General features: G+C 65.3%; 18 protein-coding genes and 2 pseudogenes. 14 read left to right on the forward strand and 6 right to left on the reverse strand.

The annotated features are described in order from the left end of the window. The 14 genes from WBB14_RS17545 to WBB14_RS17610 form a co-directional block, all read left to right on the forward strand. A partial coding sequence (locus WBB14_RS17545) for an ATP-binding cassette domain-containing protein (protein ID WP_424240963.1) occupies positions 1-748 on the forward strand: 748 nt, incomplete at its 5' end. 37 nt (positions 749-785) lie between these two features. Beyond that, complete coding sequence (locus tag WBB14_RS17550) at positions 786-2411, forward strand: cytochrome ubiquinol oxidase subunit I (RefSeq protein ID WP_424240964.1); 1626 nt, start codon at positions 786-788, stop codon at positions 2409-2411. Further along, a complete protein-coding gene (gene cydB / locus WBB14_RS17555; RefSeq protein ID WP_424240965.1) occupies positions 2408-3562 on the forward strand; it encodes a cytochrome d ubiquinol oxidase subunit II in 1155 nt (384 codons plus the stop codon). The genes WBB14_RS17550 and cydB overlap by 4 nt, the downstream gene beginning before the upstream one ends. Positions 3563-3593: 31 nt before the next feature. Then, positions 3594-3749 (forward strand): cytochrome bd-I oxidase subunit CydX, encoded by a 156-nt coding sequence (gene cydX / locus WBB14_RS17560; RefSeq protein WP_424240966.1) that lies wholly within the window; start codon positions 3594-3596, stop codon positions 3747-3749. Further along, positions 3736-4317, forward strand: coding sequence for a Crp/Fnr family transcriptional regulator (locus WBB14_RS17565; RefSeq protein ID WP_424240967.1), 582 nt, complete (start codon positions 3736-3738; stop codon positions 4315-4317). The genes cydX and WBB14_RS17565 overlap by 14 nt, the downstream gene beginning before the upstream one ends. A 248-nt stretch (positions 4318-4565) precedes the next feature. Then, positions 4566-4925, forward strand: a complete 360-nt coding sequence (locus tag WBB14_RS17570; RefSeq protein WP_424240968.1) for a DUF2946 domain-containing protein — start codon at positions 4566-4568, stop codon at positions 4923-4925. A 250-nt stretch (positions 4926-5175) separates the two neighbouring features. After that, complete coding sequence (locus tag WBB14_RS17575) at positions 5176-7344, forward strand: TonB-dependent siderophore receptor (protein ID WP_424240969.1); 2169 nt, start codon at positions 5176-5178, stop codon at positions 7342-7344. Positions 7345-7353: 9 nt separating this feature from the next. Next, the gene (locus WBB14_RS17580; protein ID WP_424240970.1) at positions 7354-8208 is read left to right on the forward strand and encodes a DJ-1/PfpI family protein; all 855 of its coding nucleotides are present in this window, start codon (positions 7354-7356) and stop codon (positions 8206-8208) included. Then, a complete protein-coding gene (locus WBB14_RS17585; protein ID WP_424240971.1) occupies positions 8205-9164 on the forward strand; it encodes a DJ-1/PfpI family protein in 960 nt (319 codons plus the stop codon). Before WBB14_RS17580 ends, WBB14_RS17585 begins: the two co-directional genes overlap by 4 nt. A 38-nt stretch (positions 9165-9202) precedes the next feature. Next, on the forward strand, positions 9203-11248 hold the full coding sequence (locus tag WBB14_RS17590) for a TonB-dependent receptor family protein (protein WP_424240972.1): 2046 nt from the start codon (positions 9203-9205) through the stop codon (positions 11246-11248). A gap of 68 nt (positions 11249-11316) precedes the next feature. Further along, on the forward strand, positions 11317-13242 hold the full coding sequence (locus WBB14_RS17595; protein ID WP_424240973.1) for a TonB-dependent receptor plug domain-containing protein: 1926 nt from the start codon (positions 11317-11319) through the stop codon (positions 13240-13242). Positions 13243-13269: 27 nt separating this feature from the next. Then, positions 13270-13743, forward strand: a complete 474-nt coding sequence (locus WBB14_RS17600) for a copper uptake system-associated protein (RefSeq protein WP_424240974.1) — start codon at positions 13270-13272, stop codon at positions 13741-13743. Between the two features lie 59 nt (positions 13744-13802). Further along, complete coding sequence (locus WBB14_RS17605) at positions 13803-14363, forward strand: SCO family protein (RefSeq protein ID WP_424240980.1); 561 nt, start codon at positions 13803-13805, stop codon at positions 14361-14363. 26 nt (positions 14364-14389) lie between these two features. After that, positions 14390-14869 (forward strand): copper chaperone PCu(A)C, encoded by a 480-nt coding sequence (locus tag WBB14_RS17610; RefSeq protein WP_424240975.1) that lies wholly within the window; start codon positions 14390-14392, stop codon positions 14867-14869. Between the two features lie 108 nt (positions 14870-14977). Here the strand turns inward: WBB14_RS17610 and WBB14_RS17615 are convergent. The 6 genes and pseudogenes from WBB14_RS17615 to WBB14_RS17640 all read right to left on the reverse strand — a co-directional run. After that, positions 14978-15190, reverse strand: a pseudogene (locus WBB14_RS17615) (hypothetical protein); the annotation flags it as partial. A gap of 29 nt (positions 15191-15219) precedes the next feature. Next, positions 15220-15486: a DUF2274 domain-containing protein gene (locus WBB14_RS17620; RefSeq protein WP_424240976.1), complete on the reverse strand. Its 267-nt coding sequence runs from the start codon at positions 15484-15486 to the stop codon at positions 15220-15222. Beyond that, a complete protein-coding gene (locus WBB14_RS17625) occupies positions 15483-16757 on the reverse strand; it encodes a TrbI/VirB10 family protein (protein WP_424240977.1) in 1275 nt (424 codons plus the stop codon). The genes WBB14_RS17620 and WBB14_RS17625 overlap by 4 nt, the downstream gene beginning before the upstream one ends. 2 nt (positions 16758-16759) lie before the next feature. Then, complete coding sequence (trbG, locus tag WBB14_RS17630; RefSeq protein WP_424240978.1) at positions 16760-17752, reverse strand: P-type conjugative transfer protein TrbG; 993 nt, start codon at positions 17750-17752, stop codon at positions 16760-16762. Then, positions 17749-18453, reverse strand: coding sequence for a conjugal transfer protein TrbF (gene trbF, locus WBB14_RS17635; RefSeq protein ID WP_424240979.1), 705 nt, complete (start codon positions 18451-18453; stop codon positions 17749-17751). Before trbF ends, trbG begins: the two co-directional genes overlap by 4 nt. Positions 18454-18483: 30 nt before the next feature. Next, a pseudogene (locus WBB14_RS17640) lies at positions 18484-18923 on the reverse strand (P-type conjugative transfer protein TrbL); the annotation flags it as partial.

An 18923-nucleotide genomic window follows, 5' to 3' on the forward strand; every position in this document is an offset into this window, starting at 1 on the left:
GCGCCTGGCACCCCGGCTCGCCGGCGACACGCAGCCGCCATCGTGCGCGCCACGCGCCATACCGGGATCGGAGGCCCACGCCGTGCATCTGGCGGCGGTCGAAGCGGGCCACGACCCACTCGGCACGCCGGCATTGCGCGGCATCGACCTGCACGTGGCGCGCGGTGAGCGGCTGGCCGTGGTCGGCGCCAGCGGCGCCGGCAAGTCCACGTTACTCGCGCTGATCGCTGGCGAGTTGCCGGCACGAGCTGGTGCGCTACAGGCGCTGCCCAGCACCTGGCTCACACAACGCACCGAACTGTTCCAGGACAGCCTGCGCGACAACCTGCGTCTGGCGAACCCGCAGGCCACCGACGAACAACTCTGGGACGCCCTGCGCGACAGCGGCCTGGCCGACGATGTAGGACGGCATGGGCAGGGCCTGGACGCGCTGTTAGGCGAAGGGGGACTGGGTCTGTCGGGCGGACAGAGCCGTCGCCTGGCGTTGGCGCGGCTGCTGCTGCACCCCGCCGATTTCTGGTTGCTGGACGAGCCCACCGAGGGCCTGGACGCGCCCACCGCTGAAGACGTGCTCGCCCGGCTGTCCCGGAATGCAGGCGGGCGGACCGTGCTGATCGCCACCCACCTGCGCCGCGAGGCCCGGCTCGCCGAGCGCCTCGTGGTGCTCGATCACGGTCGCATCGTGGCGCAGCACGTGCGCAATACCCCCGGATTCGACGCAGCGCTGCAAGCCTTGCGTCAGCACTGATTTTTCACTGTCTTCCATCCAAGAAAGGATCTTCACCATGGATCTCGACGTCGTCGGCTTATCGCGATTGCAGTTCGCGATGACCGCGCTCTACCACTTCCTGTTCGTGCCCCTCACGATCGGGCTGGCCGTGCTGCTGGCCATCATGGAAACCGTCTACGTGATGACGGGCCGCACCATCTGGCGCCAGATGACCAAATTCTGGGGCGTGCTGTTCGGCATCAACTTCGCGCTGGGCGTATCCACCGGCATCGTGATGGAGTTCCAGTTCGGCATGAACTGGAGCTACTACAGCCATTACGTTGGTGACGTGTTCGGCGCGCCGCTGGCCATAGAAGGCCTGATGGCCTTTTTCCTGGAGGCGACTTTCGTCGGCATGTTCTTCTTCGGCTGGGAGCGCATGTCCAAGGTGGCGCACTGCATCGTGACCTGGCTGGTCGCGATCGGCACCAACTTCTCAGCCCTGTGGATTCTGATCGCCAACGGGTGGATGCAGAATCCGGTGGGCGCCAAGCTCAATCCGCAGACCCTGCGCATGGAGGTGGACAGCTTCTACGACGTGCTGTTCAACCCGGTGGCGCAGGCCAAGTTCGTGCACACGGTGTCGGCTGGCTACACCATCGCGGCGATCTTCGTGCTGGGCGTGTCGGCGTGGTATCTGCTCAAGGGGCGCCACACCGATCTGGCCAAGCGCTCGATGACCGTTGCAGCGTCCTTCGGCCTGGCCGCGTCGCTGTCGGTCGTGGTGCTGGGCGACGAGAGCGGCTATGCCACGAGCGAGCACCAGAAGATGAAGCTGGCGGCGGTCGAGGCCATGTGGGACACGGAGCGCGCCCCAGCCTCATTCACGGCCATAGGCATTCCCGACCAGGAGGCGCGCAAGACCCACTACGCGGTGCACATTCCGTGGGTCATGGGCATCATCGGGACCCGTTCGCTCACGACCGAGATCCCGGGCATCCACCAGTTGGTGCAGCAGGCCAACCGGAACATCCGCGATGGCATCCAGGCCTACGACGCGCTGCAGCAGATTCGCGCTGCGGGCTCCGACGCGGCCGTGCCACCCCAGGCGCGCCTGATGTGGGAACTGCATGGCCATCGCCTGGGCTACGCCCTGCTGCTCAAACCCTATCTGGACGATCCGCGCCAGGCCACGGACGCGCAGATCGCCAAGGCGGCTTGGGATACGGTGCCGCAGGTGGCGCCGCTGTTCTGGTCGTTCCGCGTGATGGTCGGCTTGGGCATGTTCTTTATCGTGCTCACCGCCACCTTCTTCTGGCTGTCGGCGCGGCGCCGTCTCGATGCCCACCCCTGGCTGCTGAAGATCGCCGTCTGGTCGATCCCGCTGCCCTGGATCGCCGCCGAATGCGGCTGGATCGTGGCCGAACTCGGCCGCCAGCCCTGGGCCGTCGAAGGTGTGCTCCCCACAGCGCTGGCCGTGTCCGAGCTGGGCGCGAGCACCGTGCTGTTCACCCTGCTGGGCTACATGGCCATCTACACGGTGCTGATCGTGGTGGAGATGAAGCTCATGCTCAAGGCCATCCGCAAGGGTCCCGAGCCCGAGTCGGCCAGTTCGCCCGGGGCGGCCGCGCCGCTGATCGGCAAGGTCCCGCCCGGTACGTCCCAACCCACCACCTTTGAAGCCAACGGAGGCGCCGCATGATTCTCCACACACTCCTCGACTACGACGTCCTGCGCGTCATCTGGTGGCTGCTGCTGGGTGTGCTGCTGGTGGGCTTCGCCGTCACCGACGGTTTCGACCTGGGCGTGGGCAGCCTGCTGCCCTTCGTGGCGCGCGACGACGTGGAGCGCCGCGTGGTCATCAACACGGTCGGCCCAGTTTGGGAGGGCAACCAGGTCTGGCTGATCCTGGGTGGCGGCGCCATCTTCGCCGCCTGGCCGCACGTCTACGCGATGTCCTTCGCCGGTTTCTACCTGGCGATGTTCGCCATCCTGTTCGCGCTGATCCTGCGGCCCGTTGGCTTCAAGTACCGCAGCAAGCAGGAGAGCGCGCGCTGGCGCAACACGTGGGACTGGGCGCTGTTCGTCGGCGGCTTCGTGCCGGCGCTGATCTTCGGCGTGGCCCTGGGCAACGTGCTCCAGGGCGTGCCGTTCCGCTACACCGAGGATATGCGCATGGTCTACGAAGGCAGCTTCTTCGGCCTGCTCAACCCCTTCGCGCTGCTGGCCGGCCTGGTCTCGGTGGCCATGCTGGTGATGCACGGCGGCGCCTGGCTGGCGCTCAAGACCGACGGTGCCGTGGCCGCCCGTTCGCGCCGCTACGCCAGCATCGCCAGCGTCGTGACCATCGTGCTGTACGGCTTGGCCGGCGCGTGGCTGTGGAGCGGCATCGGCGGCTACCAGGTGACCAGCCCGCTGGCGACGGGCGGCCCGTCCAACCCGCTGCTCAAGACCGTGGCCTCGGGGGTGGCGGGCGCCTGGTTCGCAAACTACCAGAACCATCCCTGGACGATGCTGGCACCGGCGCTGGGCTTCATCGGCGCGCTGCTGACACTGGTGGGCCTGAGCGCCCGCTGGGAAGGCATCACGGTGATCTTCAGCGGTCTGTCCGTGGCCGGCATCGTGTTGAGTGTGGGCGCATCGATGTTCCCGTTCATCGTGCCCTCGTCCATCGATCTTCGCTCGTCGCTTCTGGTGTGGGATGCCTCGTCCAGCCATCTGACGCTGTTCATCATGCTGGTCTGCACCATCATCTTCGTGCCGCTGATCCTGGCCTATACCGCCTGGGTGTACCGCGTGATGTGGGGCAAGGTTCGCCCGCGCGACATCACCCATGGCGACCACGCCTACTGAACCTGAACGTACTCATAGAAAGGAAACGACGATGTGGTACTTTGCCTGGATTCTCGGCCTGCCGCTGGCTGCCGGATTCGCCGTGCTCAACGCGATGTGGTATGAATTGATGGACGATGAAGCGCTCAAGAAGCAGGCTGCGCAAGAGGCCTCTCACCACAAGGAGGCGCCTCATGGACCCGCTTGAAAAAGGTGGGGCCAACGTGCCCATCAGGGAACTCGCTGCGGGCGAGCGATTGTTCCGCGCCGGAGACGCGGGGCCCGTGTGGCAAGTGTCCAGGGGTGTTCTGCGCCTGGAGGTGGATCAACCTTCAGGTACCGGTCTCGTGCACCTGGCCTTGCCAGGTGACCTGGTCGGCGCGGAGGCCGTTCTGACTCAACCCTACGCCTTCTGCGCCACAGCCGTGGTTCCCTGCCAGTTGAGGACGGTGGATCTGGATACCGAAGTCCATCGCGTGCTGGTCCTGGCGGCGGCGTTCACGCAAGGGCAGCAGCGTGCGGCCGGCGTGATGCGGCTACGGGAAGGTTCGGTCGCGCAGCGGCTGGACCATTTGCTGATGCTCCTACAGGAGGCGACGGGCGAGGATATTGCCGCGGTCCGTCACCAGCAACTGCCCCAATTACGCGAGATCGCCGGCATCATCAATGCGGCACCGGAAAGCGTATGCCGCAACCTGACCCAGCGGCTGGGGCGGCGAGCCAACATTGCCCCCGTGATCCGCAAGATGCGCGCAGGCGTTGCTCAGCTTTCGTAGAGATTGGGACAGTGCGGCAGCGTGATCCAAGGAGGGGGCGGCTCTGCGGTTCAGGACGTCAACTCGTGAGCAGGCGTGGCAACCAAATACGCACTCCATCCGCAGACCTTGCTGCTGATGCTTCGATCTCGGCGGCAATCCTGTCCGCTTGAAGCGATTGAGGGGTAGGCGGAGTCTGAACGTTTCCAGGTTTCAGGGGTTTTGGAAATTACGATAAGCATCCAGTCGAGTAAGTCATAATTTGATACATGCATGCCCTGCGCACATCCTCAACGCTCATTCGCCTCGTCCTGGCGTGGTTCGCGTTGACGCTGGGCGTTGCAATGGCCTCGCCCATCGTTGCTCCCAAGACGATGGAGATGATCTGCTCGGATGGCGGCGCGATGAGAGTCATCGTGGTCGACAAGAACGGTGATGTCGTCGAAGCGGGCCAGTACACGCTGGATTGCGCGATGTGTCTTCCGGCATCCTTGCCTGCTTCTATCGTTACCCAATCAATGAGCCAGCCAGAGCCGCTGGCGCATGCGCTGGCTTCCATCGAGGCGGCGCGCATTGCCGCGCTAGTGGGCGCCCCCCTGCCGCCTCGCGGCCCTCCCTCGCGCGCCTGACATCCGGCTGCTGAAGCGATTCGGCCACAGGCGTACCGACGTATGCCTGCTGGCTGCTGATCGGCGCAACGGCTCCGCGCACACGTCCTGACGGGCTCTCGCCCGACCTGGCCCATGGCACGCCCATTGGGCACGACTGCGCTGGCATCGACGCGACCTTGCCTCGGCCGAGATGGTCTATCCGAGTCCACACGGGCTCGCCCCTTCCCCACGCCCAGATCTATCAGAACCGTTTTGGAGGAGACCCATCATGCAAGCCCATCCGCCAGTGCCTCTTGCCGTCCTGGCCGCAGCCAGCCTCGTCACTCTCGCGACCGGCGCCACCGCGCAAGAGTTGCCAGCCGCACCAACGCTGCCCACCGTCACGGTCACCGGCACCCCGGACGACTACAGGCAGCCCAACACCAGCACCGCCACCCGCACGGACACGCCGTCGCTGCAGAACCCGCAGAGCGTCCAGATCGTGCCGCGCGCGGTGATCGAAGACCAGAGCGCGCTGACCCTGACCGAGGCCGTGCGCAACGTCTCGGGCGTGCAGTACGACTTCGGCTTCAACGGCTCCATGCAGCCGCTGCTCATCCTGCGCGGCTTTCCCTCGACCTCGATGACGGCGATGAGTTCGATGTCCGGTAGTTCCAGCTACTACCTGGATGGCTCCAAGGTCATGGGCGTGCCCATCAACATGGCCAACGTCCAGTCGGTGGAGGTCGTCAAGGGACCGGCCAGCGTGCTGTACGGCCGATCAGAGCCAGGCGGCCTCGTCAACGTCGTCACCAAACCCATCTCAGTCGTCCCGGAATTCGGCTTCGAGCAAACCATAGGTCAGCGGGGCCTCTCGCGCACCGTGATCGAAGCGTCCGGCGCGCTCAATGCCGACAAGACCCTGCGGGGACGGGTGGCTGCGTCGCACTACACCGCCGACTCGATCCGCGATTTCGTCGAAGACCGCCTGAGCACCTTCACCGGCAGCCTGGCGTGGGTACCCGATGCGCGCACCAGCGTCACCGCCACGCTGGACTATTCCGACAACCGCTACCGCACCGACTACGGCATTCCGGCCGTGGGCAACCGGCCCGCCGATCTGCCCTGGTCGCGCCAGTACAACGACTCGCCGTATCTCTCCAGCGCCAAGACCACGAGCTTCAAACTCGATGCCTCGCACCAGTTCAACGACACCTGGCAGCTCAAGGGCCGGTTGCTGAGCCTGAACAGCGACACCTCCGAAATGGACATTGCCACCTACCGCGGGGACTACGGCATGGGCATGCTGCCTGGCCAGACCTGCCCTGGCACGGGTGATCCGCTGTGCCGCTACTACTTCGGCGTGCGCCCCGATGGCCGCTACAGGGTGGATCAGGTCAATGCCGACCTGATCGGCAAGTTCCAGACCGGCGGTATCGGGCACACCGTGCTGGTGGGCTTCGACAGCTACCGCACGGAGAAGACCGGCACGACCTACCTGCAGCAGATCTCGTCGGTGGATGTCTACAACCCCGTGCTGGGCAACACGTCCGGACTGGATACCTCCATGTCCATGCCGCAGGACTACGACGATTACAGCCGCTGGACCAGCGTCTACGTGCAAGACCAACTCGCGCTGGGCAACGGCGTCTTCCTCACCGGCGCGCTTCGCCACGACCGCACGAACGCGGTGTTCGGCGTGCCGGGCACGGAACCGAACAAGCAGTCCTTCACCACGCCCCGCGTGGGCGCCGTGTGGCAGTTCGCACCCAACCAATCCGTGTATGCGCAGTACCAGGACGCGGTCGCCGCCAACAACGGCCGCGACACCGTCACTGGCGCTGCACTGGCGGCCGAGCGCGCCCGGCAGTTCGAAGTGGGTCACAAGATCGAACTGTTCGACGGCAAGCTCAGCTCCACGGTGGCCGTGTTCCAACTCACCAAGCGAAACCGAGGTGCTTCGGTACTCGATCCGCTTTCGCCCACCGGCACCAACGTCGTCACCATCGGCAAGGCTGTCGCACGCGGCCTGGAGTGGGACGTCTCGGGCCAGCTCACCAAGAAGCTGTCGCTCATTGGCTCCTACGCCTACACCGACACCGAAGTCACCGAAGACCCGACCTACAAGGGCATGAAGCTCGCCAATGTGGCGCGGCACTCCGCTAGCCTGTGGGCACGCTACGCCATTGACAGCCAATGGACAGTCGGCGGCGGTGTGTTCGCGCAGAGCGCGCGGCAGGGGGATGCAGGCAACACCTTCCAGATGCCCGGCTACGCGCGCGTGGACGCGATGGTGGCCTACCGGTTCGCGCTGGGCGCCAGCAAGGCGTCCCTGCAGTTCAACCTAGACAACGTCTTCAACCGCAAGTACTACACCGGCAGCCACCAGTTCGTGCAGGACTGGATCAAGCTGGGCAACCCGCGCACGGCCAAGCTCACGCTGCGCGTGGACTACTGAGGTTCGGCCATGAAGAGCGCCGAGCGACGTGGCTTCCTGCGAGCCGCCACCGCAGTGCTGGCAGCCTCTCCGTGGCTGGCCCGCGCCGGCCAGGGCCAGCCCGCACAGGCGCCCGAGCCACACGACATGAGCGCCATGCCCGCGTCCTGGACCGGCAAGGAGCAGATCGGCATGCTGCTCTACCCGGGCATGACCGCGCTGGACTTCGTCGGCCCGCAGCACATGTTCGCGAGCTTGATGGGCGCCAAGGTGCATCACATCGCCAAGAGCATGGCGCCGGTGGTGAGCGACACCCAGCTCTCGTTCGTGCCCACAACCACACTGGCCAAGTGCCCACGGGACCTGGACATCCTGTTCGTTCCCGGAGGCGGCGCTGGCACCCTTGCAGCCATGCGGGACGCGCAGATCCTGGCCTTTCTCGCGGACCGGGGTAGCCGAGCCAAACTGGTGAGCAGCGTCTGCACGGGCTCGCTTTTGCTGGGCGCTGCCGGCCTGTTGCAGGGGTACAGGGCAACCTCGCACTGGGCGACGCACGCGCTGCTGGCAGAGGTCGGGGCCACGCCCGTGCAGGCACGCGTGGTGCACGACCGCAACCGCATCACCGGCGCCGGCGTGAGCGCGGGCCTGGACCTGGGCCTGACCATTGTCGGCATGCTGCGCGACACCGCCTACGCGCAGACCACGCAGTTGCTGGCGGAGTACGCGCCTGAGCCACCGTTCAACGCGGGCACGCCACGCACCGCGCCATCTGATGTGACCGCCATGGTCACGGACATGTTCAAGGACTTCGGCCCTCAAGTCCGCGCGGCCTTGATGGCAGCGAAGGGCTTCAAGGCGTCTCCCGGCCAAGGAGCCAAGCCATGAAGCCCGGAGCCATGGCACAGCACTTCAATCACCTCACCAAGCCGTGGGCCCGCACCGCTCGGGGATTCGCCATGCTTGCCTGCGCACTGGCGCTGTCTGGCTGTGGTGATAAGTCGGCGCCACGCGCCGAGCCTCCGCCCATCGAGAAGCTCTCTCCCGAAGATACCGCACTCAAGGCGCAGTTGCCCGAACAGGTCACGCCCGAGAACCATTCGATGGTCATGGACGCCATTCTGGGCAAGCCCAAGCACCCGATCCGGCAGATCGGCATTCTGGTTTACGACGGCGTCAATGACCTGGACTTCACCGGCCCGCGCTACATCCTGGGCCAGGCCGGTGCCGCCACGCGGCTGATCGGCGTGAAGCCCGGGCCGATCAAGACCGTGATGGGGGTGCAGGTCATTCCCGATACGGTGATCGATGAGGTGAAGCAGCTCGACATCCTGATCATCCCGGGCGGTTTCACCGGGACCATCGAGGCCGCTTACGACGAGCGCGTGCTGGACTGGATCCGCGCGATCGACAAGGGCACGACCTACACCGGCGCCATCTGCACCGGTGTCTGGATCCTGGGCGCCACCGGGCTGCTGGAGGGCAAGCGGGCCTCCACCAACTGGTACCGCGAAGAAGAGTTTCTCAAGAAGTACAAGGCCATCCCGGCCAACGAGCGCTACACGCGCGATGGCAAGTACTGGACCTCGGCGGGCGTCACGGCCGGCATGGACATGTCCCTGGCCTTGCTCAACGACAACTGGGGCCAGCGCTATACGCAGGGCGTGATGCTGGACATGGAGTACGACCCCGCGCCGCCGATCCAGGGCGGAACGCCCGAAAAGACCTCTTGGCTGGTGGAGTGGATGGTCAAGGCCATGTACGACGCCGGCGTTGACCCGCTGATCCTGCGCCTCGAAGCCGAAAAGAACGCACGCGCGCAATCCGATCAAGCCACACCCTGACCCATCTTCCCAAGAACATGCTCAAGAAAGAACCATCGATGTCCCGATTCCGCACCCCGCTGACCTCATCGCTTGCCTGCGCAGGCCTGGTCGGCTTCGCCGCCCCAGCTTCCTGGGCACAAACCTCCACTACGTTGCCAACGGTGGAAGTCATCGGCTCAAGCTCGACGGATGCCCAGGCCGCAGAAGATCTGAAGATGGCCCGTGAAGACATCGCACGGCGCGCAGGCGCCACTGCCGTCGTCGATGCGAAGAGCTACACCAGCGGACGCGCCGCCACCGCCGTGGATGCGCTAGCTTACGCGCCCGGCGTACTCGCCCAGGCGCGCCACGGCCAGGACGCACGGCTCTCCATCCGGGGCTCCGGAATACAGCGCGGCTTCCTGATGCGCGGCATCCAGCTTTATCAGGATGGCATTCCGCTGAACCAGACCGATGGTTCGGCAGACTTCCAGTCGATCGATCCTGCGGCGATGCAGTACATCGAGGTCTGGCGAGGAGCGAATGCGCTGGAGTACGGCGCCAATGGATTGGGTGGTGCGATCAACTTCGTTTCCCCCTCCGGCCTTACTGCCCCCACGGCGGCACTGCGGGTCCAAGCGGGGTCGTTCGGTCAGCGGCAGGCGCAGGCCAACTTGGCCGCGCGGGGCGAGGTGGTGGATGGATTCCTCAGCATCAGCCGCGGCGAGCAGGACGGTTGGCGCGAACAATCGGCCTACCGTGCCGACCGGTTGTCCGGCAATGTCGGCGTGCGCCTGTCGGACACACTGGAACTGAGGGGTTTCCTCTCCTACGTCGACTCTACGATGCAGATGCCGGGCAGCATCTCCCTGGCCTCGATGAACGCCAACCCGCGCCAGGCCGGCACGAACTACGTTGCGCTCAAGGCCACCAACGACTACACGCAGAAGCGCGGCGCGCTGCGGCTGACCTGGCAGCCCAATGCCGATGTGCGCTGGACGACGTCGTTGTACACGGCGGACCGCGACCGCTACCACGCCATGACCTACGGCATTCTGCAGCAGAGCATGCAGGACACCGGCTTCGACTCGCGCATCGCGGTCGAGTTCGGCTCGTCAGCATTGACACGCAGGCTGGTGGCTGGCGTTTCCTTTGCCAGGCTCGATGGCGAGGAATGGCGCAATGCCAACGTGGCAGGTGCCGCGGGCGCGGCCACCGGGCGCACGCAGCTGGATGGACGCCAGAACACCGTGTATGCCGAATACACCCACGGCTTGAATGATCGCTGGGCGCTGCAGGCGGGCGTGCAGAACGTGCAGGCCCGCCGCCGGCTGGACAACCTGATGACCCCGGCCTCCAGCTACGACGTCAAGTTCAACGGTACCTCGCCCAAGCTGGGCGTGCTCTATACGCCGTCAGCGAATTCGCAATGGTTCGCCAACATCAGCGGCAGCTTCGAGGCTGCGCCGTTCGGCGAGGTCGCCTACAACGCGACGAATCCGCTGGCACGCGCGCAAGGCGCGACCACAGTCGAACTCGGCTGGCGCGGCCGCACCGACCGCTGGACCTGGGACGCCGCGTTGTACCGGTCGAACGTGCGGCGCGAACTGCTGGCCATGACCAATGCCAGCGGTGCAGCGCTGGGCACGGTCAATGCCGACCGCACCCTTCACCAGGGCCTGGAACTTTCGACCACCGGCACGCTGGCGCCCGGCTGGACGGTGCGCGGCCAATATCTCTACAGCGACTTCCGCTTCGACGGCGACGCGGTGTACGGCAACAAGCGTCTGGCCGGTATCCCGCCACATCTGCTGCGCGCCGAGCTGCAATGGCAGGCGGCCCCTTGGATAAGGTTAGCGCCCAGTGTCGAGTGGCAGCCGTCGCGCACCTGGATCGACCATGCCAACACCGTGGCCGCGGACGGATTCGCGTTGTTGAACCTCACTCTCAGCGGCGACCTGCGCGGTGGCTGGAGCTGGTTCGTGGAGGGACGCAATCTGACCGACCGCAGGTACGCAGCCACGACGGCCGTGCAGGCCAATGCGCGCGGCCTGGATGGCGCGTACTACTTCCCGGGCGATGGCCGGTCGATCTACGCCGGCCTGACCTGGCGCACGCATTGAGCAACGCAAAAGCGGCCTTTCGACCTTGCCGGGTTCCTATCCACAAACTCTGAAGACAACAGACTTTCATGCACCTAAATCGCGCACCACTGACTATCGCGCTTGTTGCCGCAGGCCTGATTTCTGCGACCTTAGCCATTGCTCAAACCGCCACCCTCGATCCCGTCATCGTCACCGCCCGGCCGGTGGTCGAAGACGTGAACGTAGACAATTTCTCCACAGGATCGGCGGTTATCACGCAAGATCAGTTGCGCGACCAGAACGCGGTGGATCTGGCCTCTGCGTTGCGCCGCACGCCCGGTGTGCAGATCTCTCGCTACAACCCGGTGGGCGCTTTCGGCGGCGATCAGGGCGGGGCCGTGTTCATCCGCGGCATGGGCGTCAGTCGCCCGGGCAGCGAGATCAAGACCTACATTGATGGCGTGCCCTTCTACATGGGACTGTGGAGCCATCCTCTGCTCGATTTGCTGCCAATCAACAGCATGCAGTCCATCACCGTGTACAAGAGCCCGCAATTGCACGTCAATGGCAACAACTTCGCCTCTGTCGATCTCCAGACGCAGCGCGCTTCCCAAGATGGGATCCATGGCGATGTACGCCTTTCTGGCGGCTCCTTCGGCACCTTTACAGAACAGTTCAATCTGCTGGGTCGTCAGGGAGACCTGGACTGGTCTCTGTCTCAAGGCCATGCGCAGTCGAACGGCCATCGCGCCAATGCCGATGGCGAACTTAACAACGTCCTGGGCCGCGTGGGCTATCGGCTCAACGCCAACTGGTCGATTGGCGCCAGCTTCGTCTATGTGAACAACAAGGCCAAGGATCCAGGCGACGACCGGGTTGCCACGCCCGCCGTGGCGCCGGAGTACAACACTGAAGCCGGGATGCTCAGTACCTCGATCAGCCACGTGCATGGCGACTGGCGCGGCGAATTCAAGCTGTACAAGAACAAGGCCCGTGGCGATTGGCTGAATCAGCCCACGCCGGATGGAGACAGCATCAACCGTTCCAGCATGAGCGGACTGCGCTGGAAAGAGCAGTTCTCTCCTTGGAAGGGAGGCACGGTGATCGCAGGCATCGACCACGACCGCATTGCGGGTGACGCCACGTTCAACCGCGTGGCACCCGCACCGCGGGGCTTCTTCGATTCCCCCACGTTCAAGATCACCTCGCCCTATGTGGCGTTGAACCAGGACATTGCGCTGTCCGCCGATTGGACCCTGGTGCCATCCGCCGGTCTGCGCCTGTACGACCACAGCCAATTCGCGTCCAAAGCCGCACCGCAGGCCGGCGTATCGTTGGTCTCGGACCGGTTGACGGTCTTCGCCAACCTGTCACGTGGCATTAACTACCCCGGTCTGGAAACACCGCTCCTTGCGTCACTGATCCCGGCGCTGGGCAACAGCTGGAAGCAGCTTTCTGCAGAAGAGCTCGACCATGCGGAGATCGGCTTCAAGTGGACGGCCTCCGAGATGACGCAGATCGATGCGAGCGTGTTTCATGACAAGGTGAAGAACCGCTACATCTTCGGTTTCCCGCCCGATGTGCCTCCGCCACCCCAGTTCATCAACCTGGGCGCCTACACCATGCGCGGTGCCGAATTGTCGGTCCGCCAAGGCCTGGGCCGCGACTGGTCCGTCTTCGCAGGCCTGACGCTGCTGGACGCCAATATCGAGAACCTGCCGTACAGCCCGCGCCGGGCGGTCACGCTGGGTGTGAACGGAAAAGCCGGGCCAATTCGCATTGCGGTTGACGCCCAGTATCAATCCGCCGTGTGGGCATTGAACCGCTCGCGTACGGCTGGGGCAGTCAATACTGAGCGTGTCGGGGCGTTCACCGTGGCCAACGTCCGGATGTCGTATCCCATGCCTGCTCTGGGCAAGAAAGGGGAAGTGTTCGTCGCATTGGAGAACCTCTTCGACCGCGACTATTCCTATCGTCCAGGCTACCCGATGCCCGGCCGGTCGGCACAAATCGGCCTCACGGCAAGTTTCTGAGTCCACTCATCTGAATAGGAGCGTGAAATGAAGAGACTATTTCTGCAAAGCATCCTTGCCAGCGGCATTCTGGCTGCACTTACCCTGCCGCTTTCTGCCCAGCACATAGATGGTGCCGATCAAGCCGGCATTCGCCAAGTGATGTTGAAAACCTGGGACAAGCCGCAAGCGCGGCTCGATGTCGGACCCATCACGGTGTTGGCCGACCATGCTGTGGCGGGTTGGACGCAGGACGGTCGAGGGGGGCGCGCCTTGCTGACCCGAAAGTCCGATGGGCGGTGGCAGGTCGCAGCTTGCGCGGGGGATGGACTCAAAGAGGTCAAGACACTGGAGTTGACCGGAATGTCGCCAACTGCGGCCCGCGAGATGGCCCGGATGATTGCCACGGCCGAAGCTTCGGTCACGCCGCAGCGCCGCGCCCTGTTCTCCACCTTCGACGGTATGGTTCGTATGGACAGCTCAGGCAACCACGGGCCGCACGCACCGGGAGAGAAACATTGACGGAACTCTCCGAAAATACTGCATCGCGGCGCCAAGTTCTATGGGCTGCGGGCGCCGCCATGACGCTTTCCGCACTTGCGTTGGCCGGATGCGACCGTAAGCCCGTGGTGACCTACCATGGCATCGACCTGACCGGTTCAACCTACGCCACGGACTTTCGCCTCACCGATCCGGACGGCAAGGAACGCACGCTAGCGGATTTCCGTGGCAAGGCCGTTCTCATGTTCTTCGGCTTCACGCAGTGCCCTGATGTGTGTCCGACGGCACTTGTGCGCGCCGCCGAGGTGAAGCTGCTGTTGGGTAAGGATGGCGAGCGCCTCCAGACGTTGTTCATCACTGTCGATCCCGAGCGCGATACGCCCGAGGTGCTCAAGGCCTACACGACGGCGTTCGACCCGAGTTTCATCGGTCTATACGGAGACTCGCAGCGCATCGCCGAGGTCGCCAAGGACTTCAAGATCTATTACAAGAAGGTGCCCACGGGTGCTTCTTACACCATGGATCACACCTCCCTGAGCTACGTCTACGACCCGCAGGGCAAGCTGCGCCTCGCCCTGCGACACGAGCAACCCGCCCAGGACTACGCGGATGACATCCGCAAGCTCCTGAATCCCGCCTGAACCTCAATCCTCACAAGGAGAAAATCATGAAACCCATCATCCGCTCCGTCATCGTCGCTGCCGCCATGTTTGCAGCCGCTGCCCAGGCACAAGTCACCGTCAAGGACGCATGGGTGCGTGCCACCGTGCCGCAGCAAAAGGCCACTGGCGCCTTCATGCAGTTGCAGGCTGCCAAGGACAGCAAGCTGGTCTCGGCCAGTTCCCCACTCACGCCGGCCGTCGAGGTCCATGAGATGGCCATGCAGGACAACGTGATGAAGATGCGCCAGGTGCCAGCCGTCGAACTGCCTGCCGGCAAGACCGTGGAACTCAAACCCGGTGGCTACCACGTGATGCTGATGGACCTGAAGCAACAGGTGAAAGAAGGAGACACCGTGCCTCTCACACTGGTCATCGAAGGCAAGGACGGCAAGCGCGAATCAGTCGAAGTGAAGGCACCCGTGCGCGCGCTGAACACCAGCGTTCAGCCTGCCGCTCACGATGCCCAAAGCGGTCACAAGCATTGAAGCCTGGTGGCGACAAGAGGTGCAAAATCGTTCGCGCTCATCGCGCCTCCCCACAGGGCCCGAACAAAACCGGCAATGTCCATCACCACTATGAAAAGCGCCTGACGGTCACGTCGGGACGGAGGTCAACAGATCGCCCCGACGACCAAGTGGGTGCCATGCCATGGCGAGTTGCTCCTTGGCTAGCCACGTGCCTTCCGCCAGCGCCTGCAGCTTGCGCCAGGCTACGTCCCGCCCCATCGGCGCCAGGCCGCAGTTGGTGCACGGGAACAGTCGCTCCTTCGGCACGAATTCCAGCGCTCGGCCGATGGCCTCGGCCACTGAACCGCCCCGGTTCTGCGTTTTAGGAGTCAGCGTGCTGGTGCATCCACCGAAGCCGGCCGTGTAAGCGGCCGCGTGACGCGCTCGTTCTTACTGAATCCCCGATCTCCCGCCATGAACGCCTCCAGCATGTGCGGGATCAACTTCTCTGCATCGACGGCCTCGCCATACGCCTGCGCGTGCAGCGCGGCGTAGCGGTCGAGGTCGGCTTTCAGGCTGACCGGACACACAAAGGTCAGCTTCGTGGACGCCAGCTTGGGAAGCGGCCCCAACCGTAGTTTCTTCGTCGTGCTCATTGCATCGCTCCCCGCTGGAAGAACATCGGCTGGTACGGCCGCAACACTAAATCGCGGTTGACGATGATCCGCACCGGCAGGCCCGGCCGCTCGGTCAGCGTCGGCTGGATGTTCATGTTGCGCCGGGTGATCTCCTGGCCGACCTGATTGATGCTGTCCTGGGCGCTGTCGCGCCCGGCGATGACGATGCGGTTGCCGTCCTGGCGGTTCTCCGGCACGGCCAGCTCGGCGCCCACGCCCAGCAGCGTCGCCAGCACCGCGCCCGCGAAGATGCGCCTCCAATGCCAGTCCACGTCGTCTTCCAGGCCGGCGTAGCCGGCCGGGTCGGTGCCCACGAGGTTGTCGAGCGTCAGCGAGGACGTGTCAGGCAGGATGACCCGGTTCCACACCACCTGCACGCGGCTCTGCCCATAGCTGACCTGGCTGTTGTAGCGCCCGAGGATGCGCGATCCCTGCGGGATCAGCAGGAACTTGCCCGTGGCCGTGTCATAGACCGGCTCCGTGACGGTGGCGATCACGTCGCCCGGCAAGTCGGACTTGATGCCCGTCACCAGCGCGCCCGCGATCACGGTTCCGGCCATCACCTGATAGGGCGACGCCGGCAGTGCCAGATTGCCGGAATTGCGGGTTTCCGTAGATCCGGCTTTCAGGAACGCCTCCTTCTGGTCTTGCCGGTTCTGCACGGCGGTCGGGTCGGCAGGCTGCGCCGCCACCGACGTCGGGCCGGCAGCGAGCGGGTCGAAGGCCGCGAGCGCGCTTGCACCACCAAGCGCACCCGGCGTCGCCTGCGCCACCGTGGCGGCGGCTTGGCCTTGGCCCCCCGAACGGAAGAACACCGACGAAGCTGCCGCTGCATCGGCCTCCTTGCGCAAGGCATCCTCGGAATCGTGGCCCGGCGGCGCATACCCTGGCGTCACCGGCTGCTGCGAGTTCACGATGGCCGGGCCAAGATCGCCCGGCAGCGGCGGCCCCAGCTCCGGCAACTTCTGCGGCAGCTTCGAGTAGTCGGTCGGCAGACCGTCCAGCCCTTCGGACTTCGACACACGATCGACGTTGTAAAGCTCGGTCTGCTCGTTGGCCCCGCGCCGTTGCGGCTGCAATGACCAGATCGTGGCGCCGAGCACGGCGACCGACAGGCCACCGACGAGGATGGCCAACGTGCGCCGGTTCAGGCGTGTGACCGGGCGCGGCTGGGCACGCAGCGCCACCGCCTCGGGCGCGACCTTGCCAGCCTGCGGCGTGGCGAGGTCGGGGGTGTCATCCTGGCTCATGGTCAGTTCCTCCGTGCCACGCCATCCGTGCGCTCGATTCGCACCACGTCGCCCTTGTCACCGCCGAGGCGCAGTTCGGCCGCGCCGAATAGCCGATCCACGATGTAGTACGGCAAGCGGAAGCGGTAGTTCACCAGTTGCCCGTCGCCCTGCGCGCCGATGACAAACAGCGGCGGCAGCTCGCCTTGCGCGATGCCCGCCGGAAACTGGATATAGACCTTCTCGCCGTCATCGAACGCGCGCAGCGGCTTCCAGGGCGGATTGCTGCCGCTGATCGCGTAGCGGAAGCGCAGGTTCTCCAGCGCCAGCCCGGTATCGACCGGCGCGGCGGCGCTGGCCGCCTGCGCCTGGCGCTGCAAAGCCAGCATCCGGTCGCGCGGGTACTCCCAGGACACCGATGCCATCCACGTCTTTTCCGTCGAGGACAGCTCCAGCAGGTATGTCCTGCGGCTGGTGGTGATGACGAGATTGGTCTTGAGGCCCGAGCGGACGGGTTTGACCAGCACGTTCACGCGCAAGTCGGCGCCGTTGCCGCTGGAGGTGTCGCCCACGATCCAGCGCACGGTATCGCCGGCGGCCACCGTCACCAGTTCCTCGCCCGGTTGCAAGGCAATCACGGTCACGCGGCCCACGGCCGCATAGACCTGATAGAGCGCGCCATCGGTGAAGGGCCACACCTGAATCGCGTTGACGTAGCCCTCGCGCGTGGGCGCGACGCGGGCCTCGGCATTGGCGCGCGAGACGCGCACCTTCTCGTCTGCCGGCTCCGGCGTGGACTTGGCGTCCTCCGTTTCGGGCAACGGCTTCAACTGCGCCGGCATGGGCAACACCTCGGGCACGGCCACCACCTCCACCGGCGCGGGCGGCTCTGGCAGCGGCTGGGCCTGCACCAGCTCATCGAGCGAGATCACGGGCGGTGGCTTGCCTTGCGTGGCGCAGCCCGCGAGGGCAAGCAACATGATCGGCAAGGCGGATTTGCGGGAAAGATCATTCATGGCTTTGCTCCTTCATTCGCATCCAGTTCACGGCTCCACGACAGGCCATTGAGGTAGATACCCAAAGGGTTCTTGCGCACACGCTGCTCGGTGCGCGGCGTCTGCTGCACGATGGAAACCACGGCGTTCCAGCGTTCGGTGCGATCCAGCGCCCCGTTCACAAAGCGCGTCTCCGTCCAGCGCACGTTGAAAGATGAGTCGCTGGCGCGGGTCACGCTGGTGATCTGCACCGTCACCGACTCCCTACCGATACGCGCAAACGGATCGTTCACGCGGGCGTACTCGTTGAGTACCACGGCGCCCTTGTCAGTCGTGTAGTCGTAGGCATCAAGCCAGTTCTGCCGCACCACGATGGGGTCTATGGACAGAGAGCGCACCAAGCCGATGAAACGGCCGAGGTGGTAAGCCACCTGCGCGTCGCTGGGCCGGTACGGCGTGGCGGCCTCGCCGACCGCGCGCACCTGGCCCGCGTTGTCCACCTCGATGACGTAAGGGGTGACGATGGACTGCGCCGAGCGCCAGACCAGGCCGCCGGCCATGAGCACGGCCAAGGTGAGGCAGCCGAATGCCATGAAGCGCCAGTTTTTCGCCTGCACACGGGCCGAGCCGATACGCTCGTCCCAGACCTGCGCGGCGGATTGGTAAGGGGTGGCAGGCTGCGGCGTGTCGGCGTAGCGCACCTGGGGTCGTTTGAATCGCATGCTGGTTCTCCTTGAAATAGTCGAAGGCCGTCAGTCGTCCCGCAGGCTCGGGCCTTGGCTGGAGCTGCCCGCATCGCCACCGCGCAGCGTGTGGGCGGCGGTCGTCGCGGCATGAGTGAACTGCTGCCTGCGATGCAGGCGTTTGGCCCAGGCGGGCTGTGCGGTTGGCGATGTGGCGGTATCGGCCCCACCCTGCGGGCCGCCCGCACCCGCTGATGCCGGGGCGTCATCGGGCCGGAAGGCGGCGGCGACGCGCTCCTTCATCGAACGCGCAGCATCGGCCACCTTCTGCCCGGCCGCCTGCGCGCCGGTCTTGGCGACATTGCCTACACCGGCGGCACTGCCCTTGAGGCCGCCGCCGGCCGACGCGGAACCGGCCTGAAACGCCGACTTCGCGCTGCTGGCAGCTCCAGCGGCGGCCCGCGCGCCGCCACCGGCCAGCTTGGCGGCGGCAGGCGCCATGCGTGCTC

Origin of the sequence: Achromobacter sp., assembly GCF_049647645.1 — a bacterium.
Classification (GTDB): domain Bacteria; phylum Pseudomonadota; class Gammaproteobacteria; order Burkholderiales; family Burkholderiaceae_B; genus Achromobacter.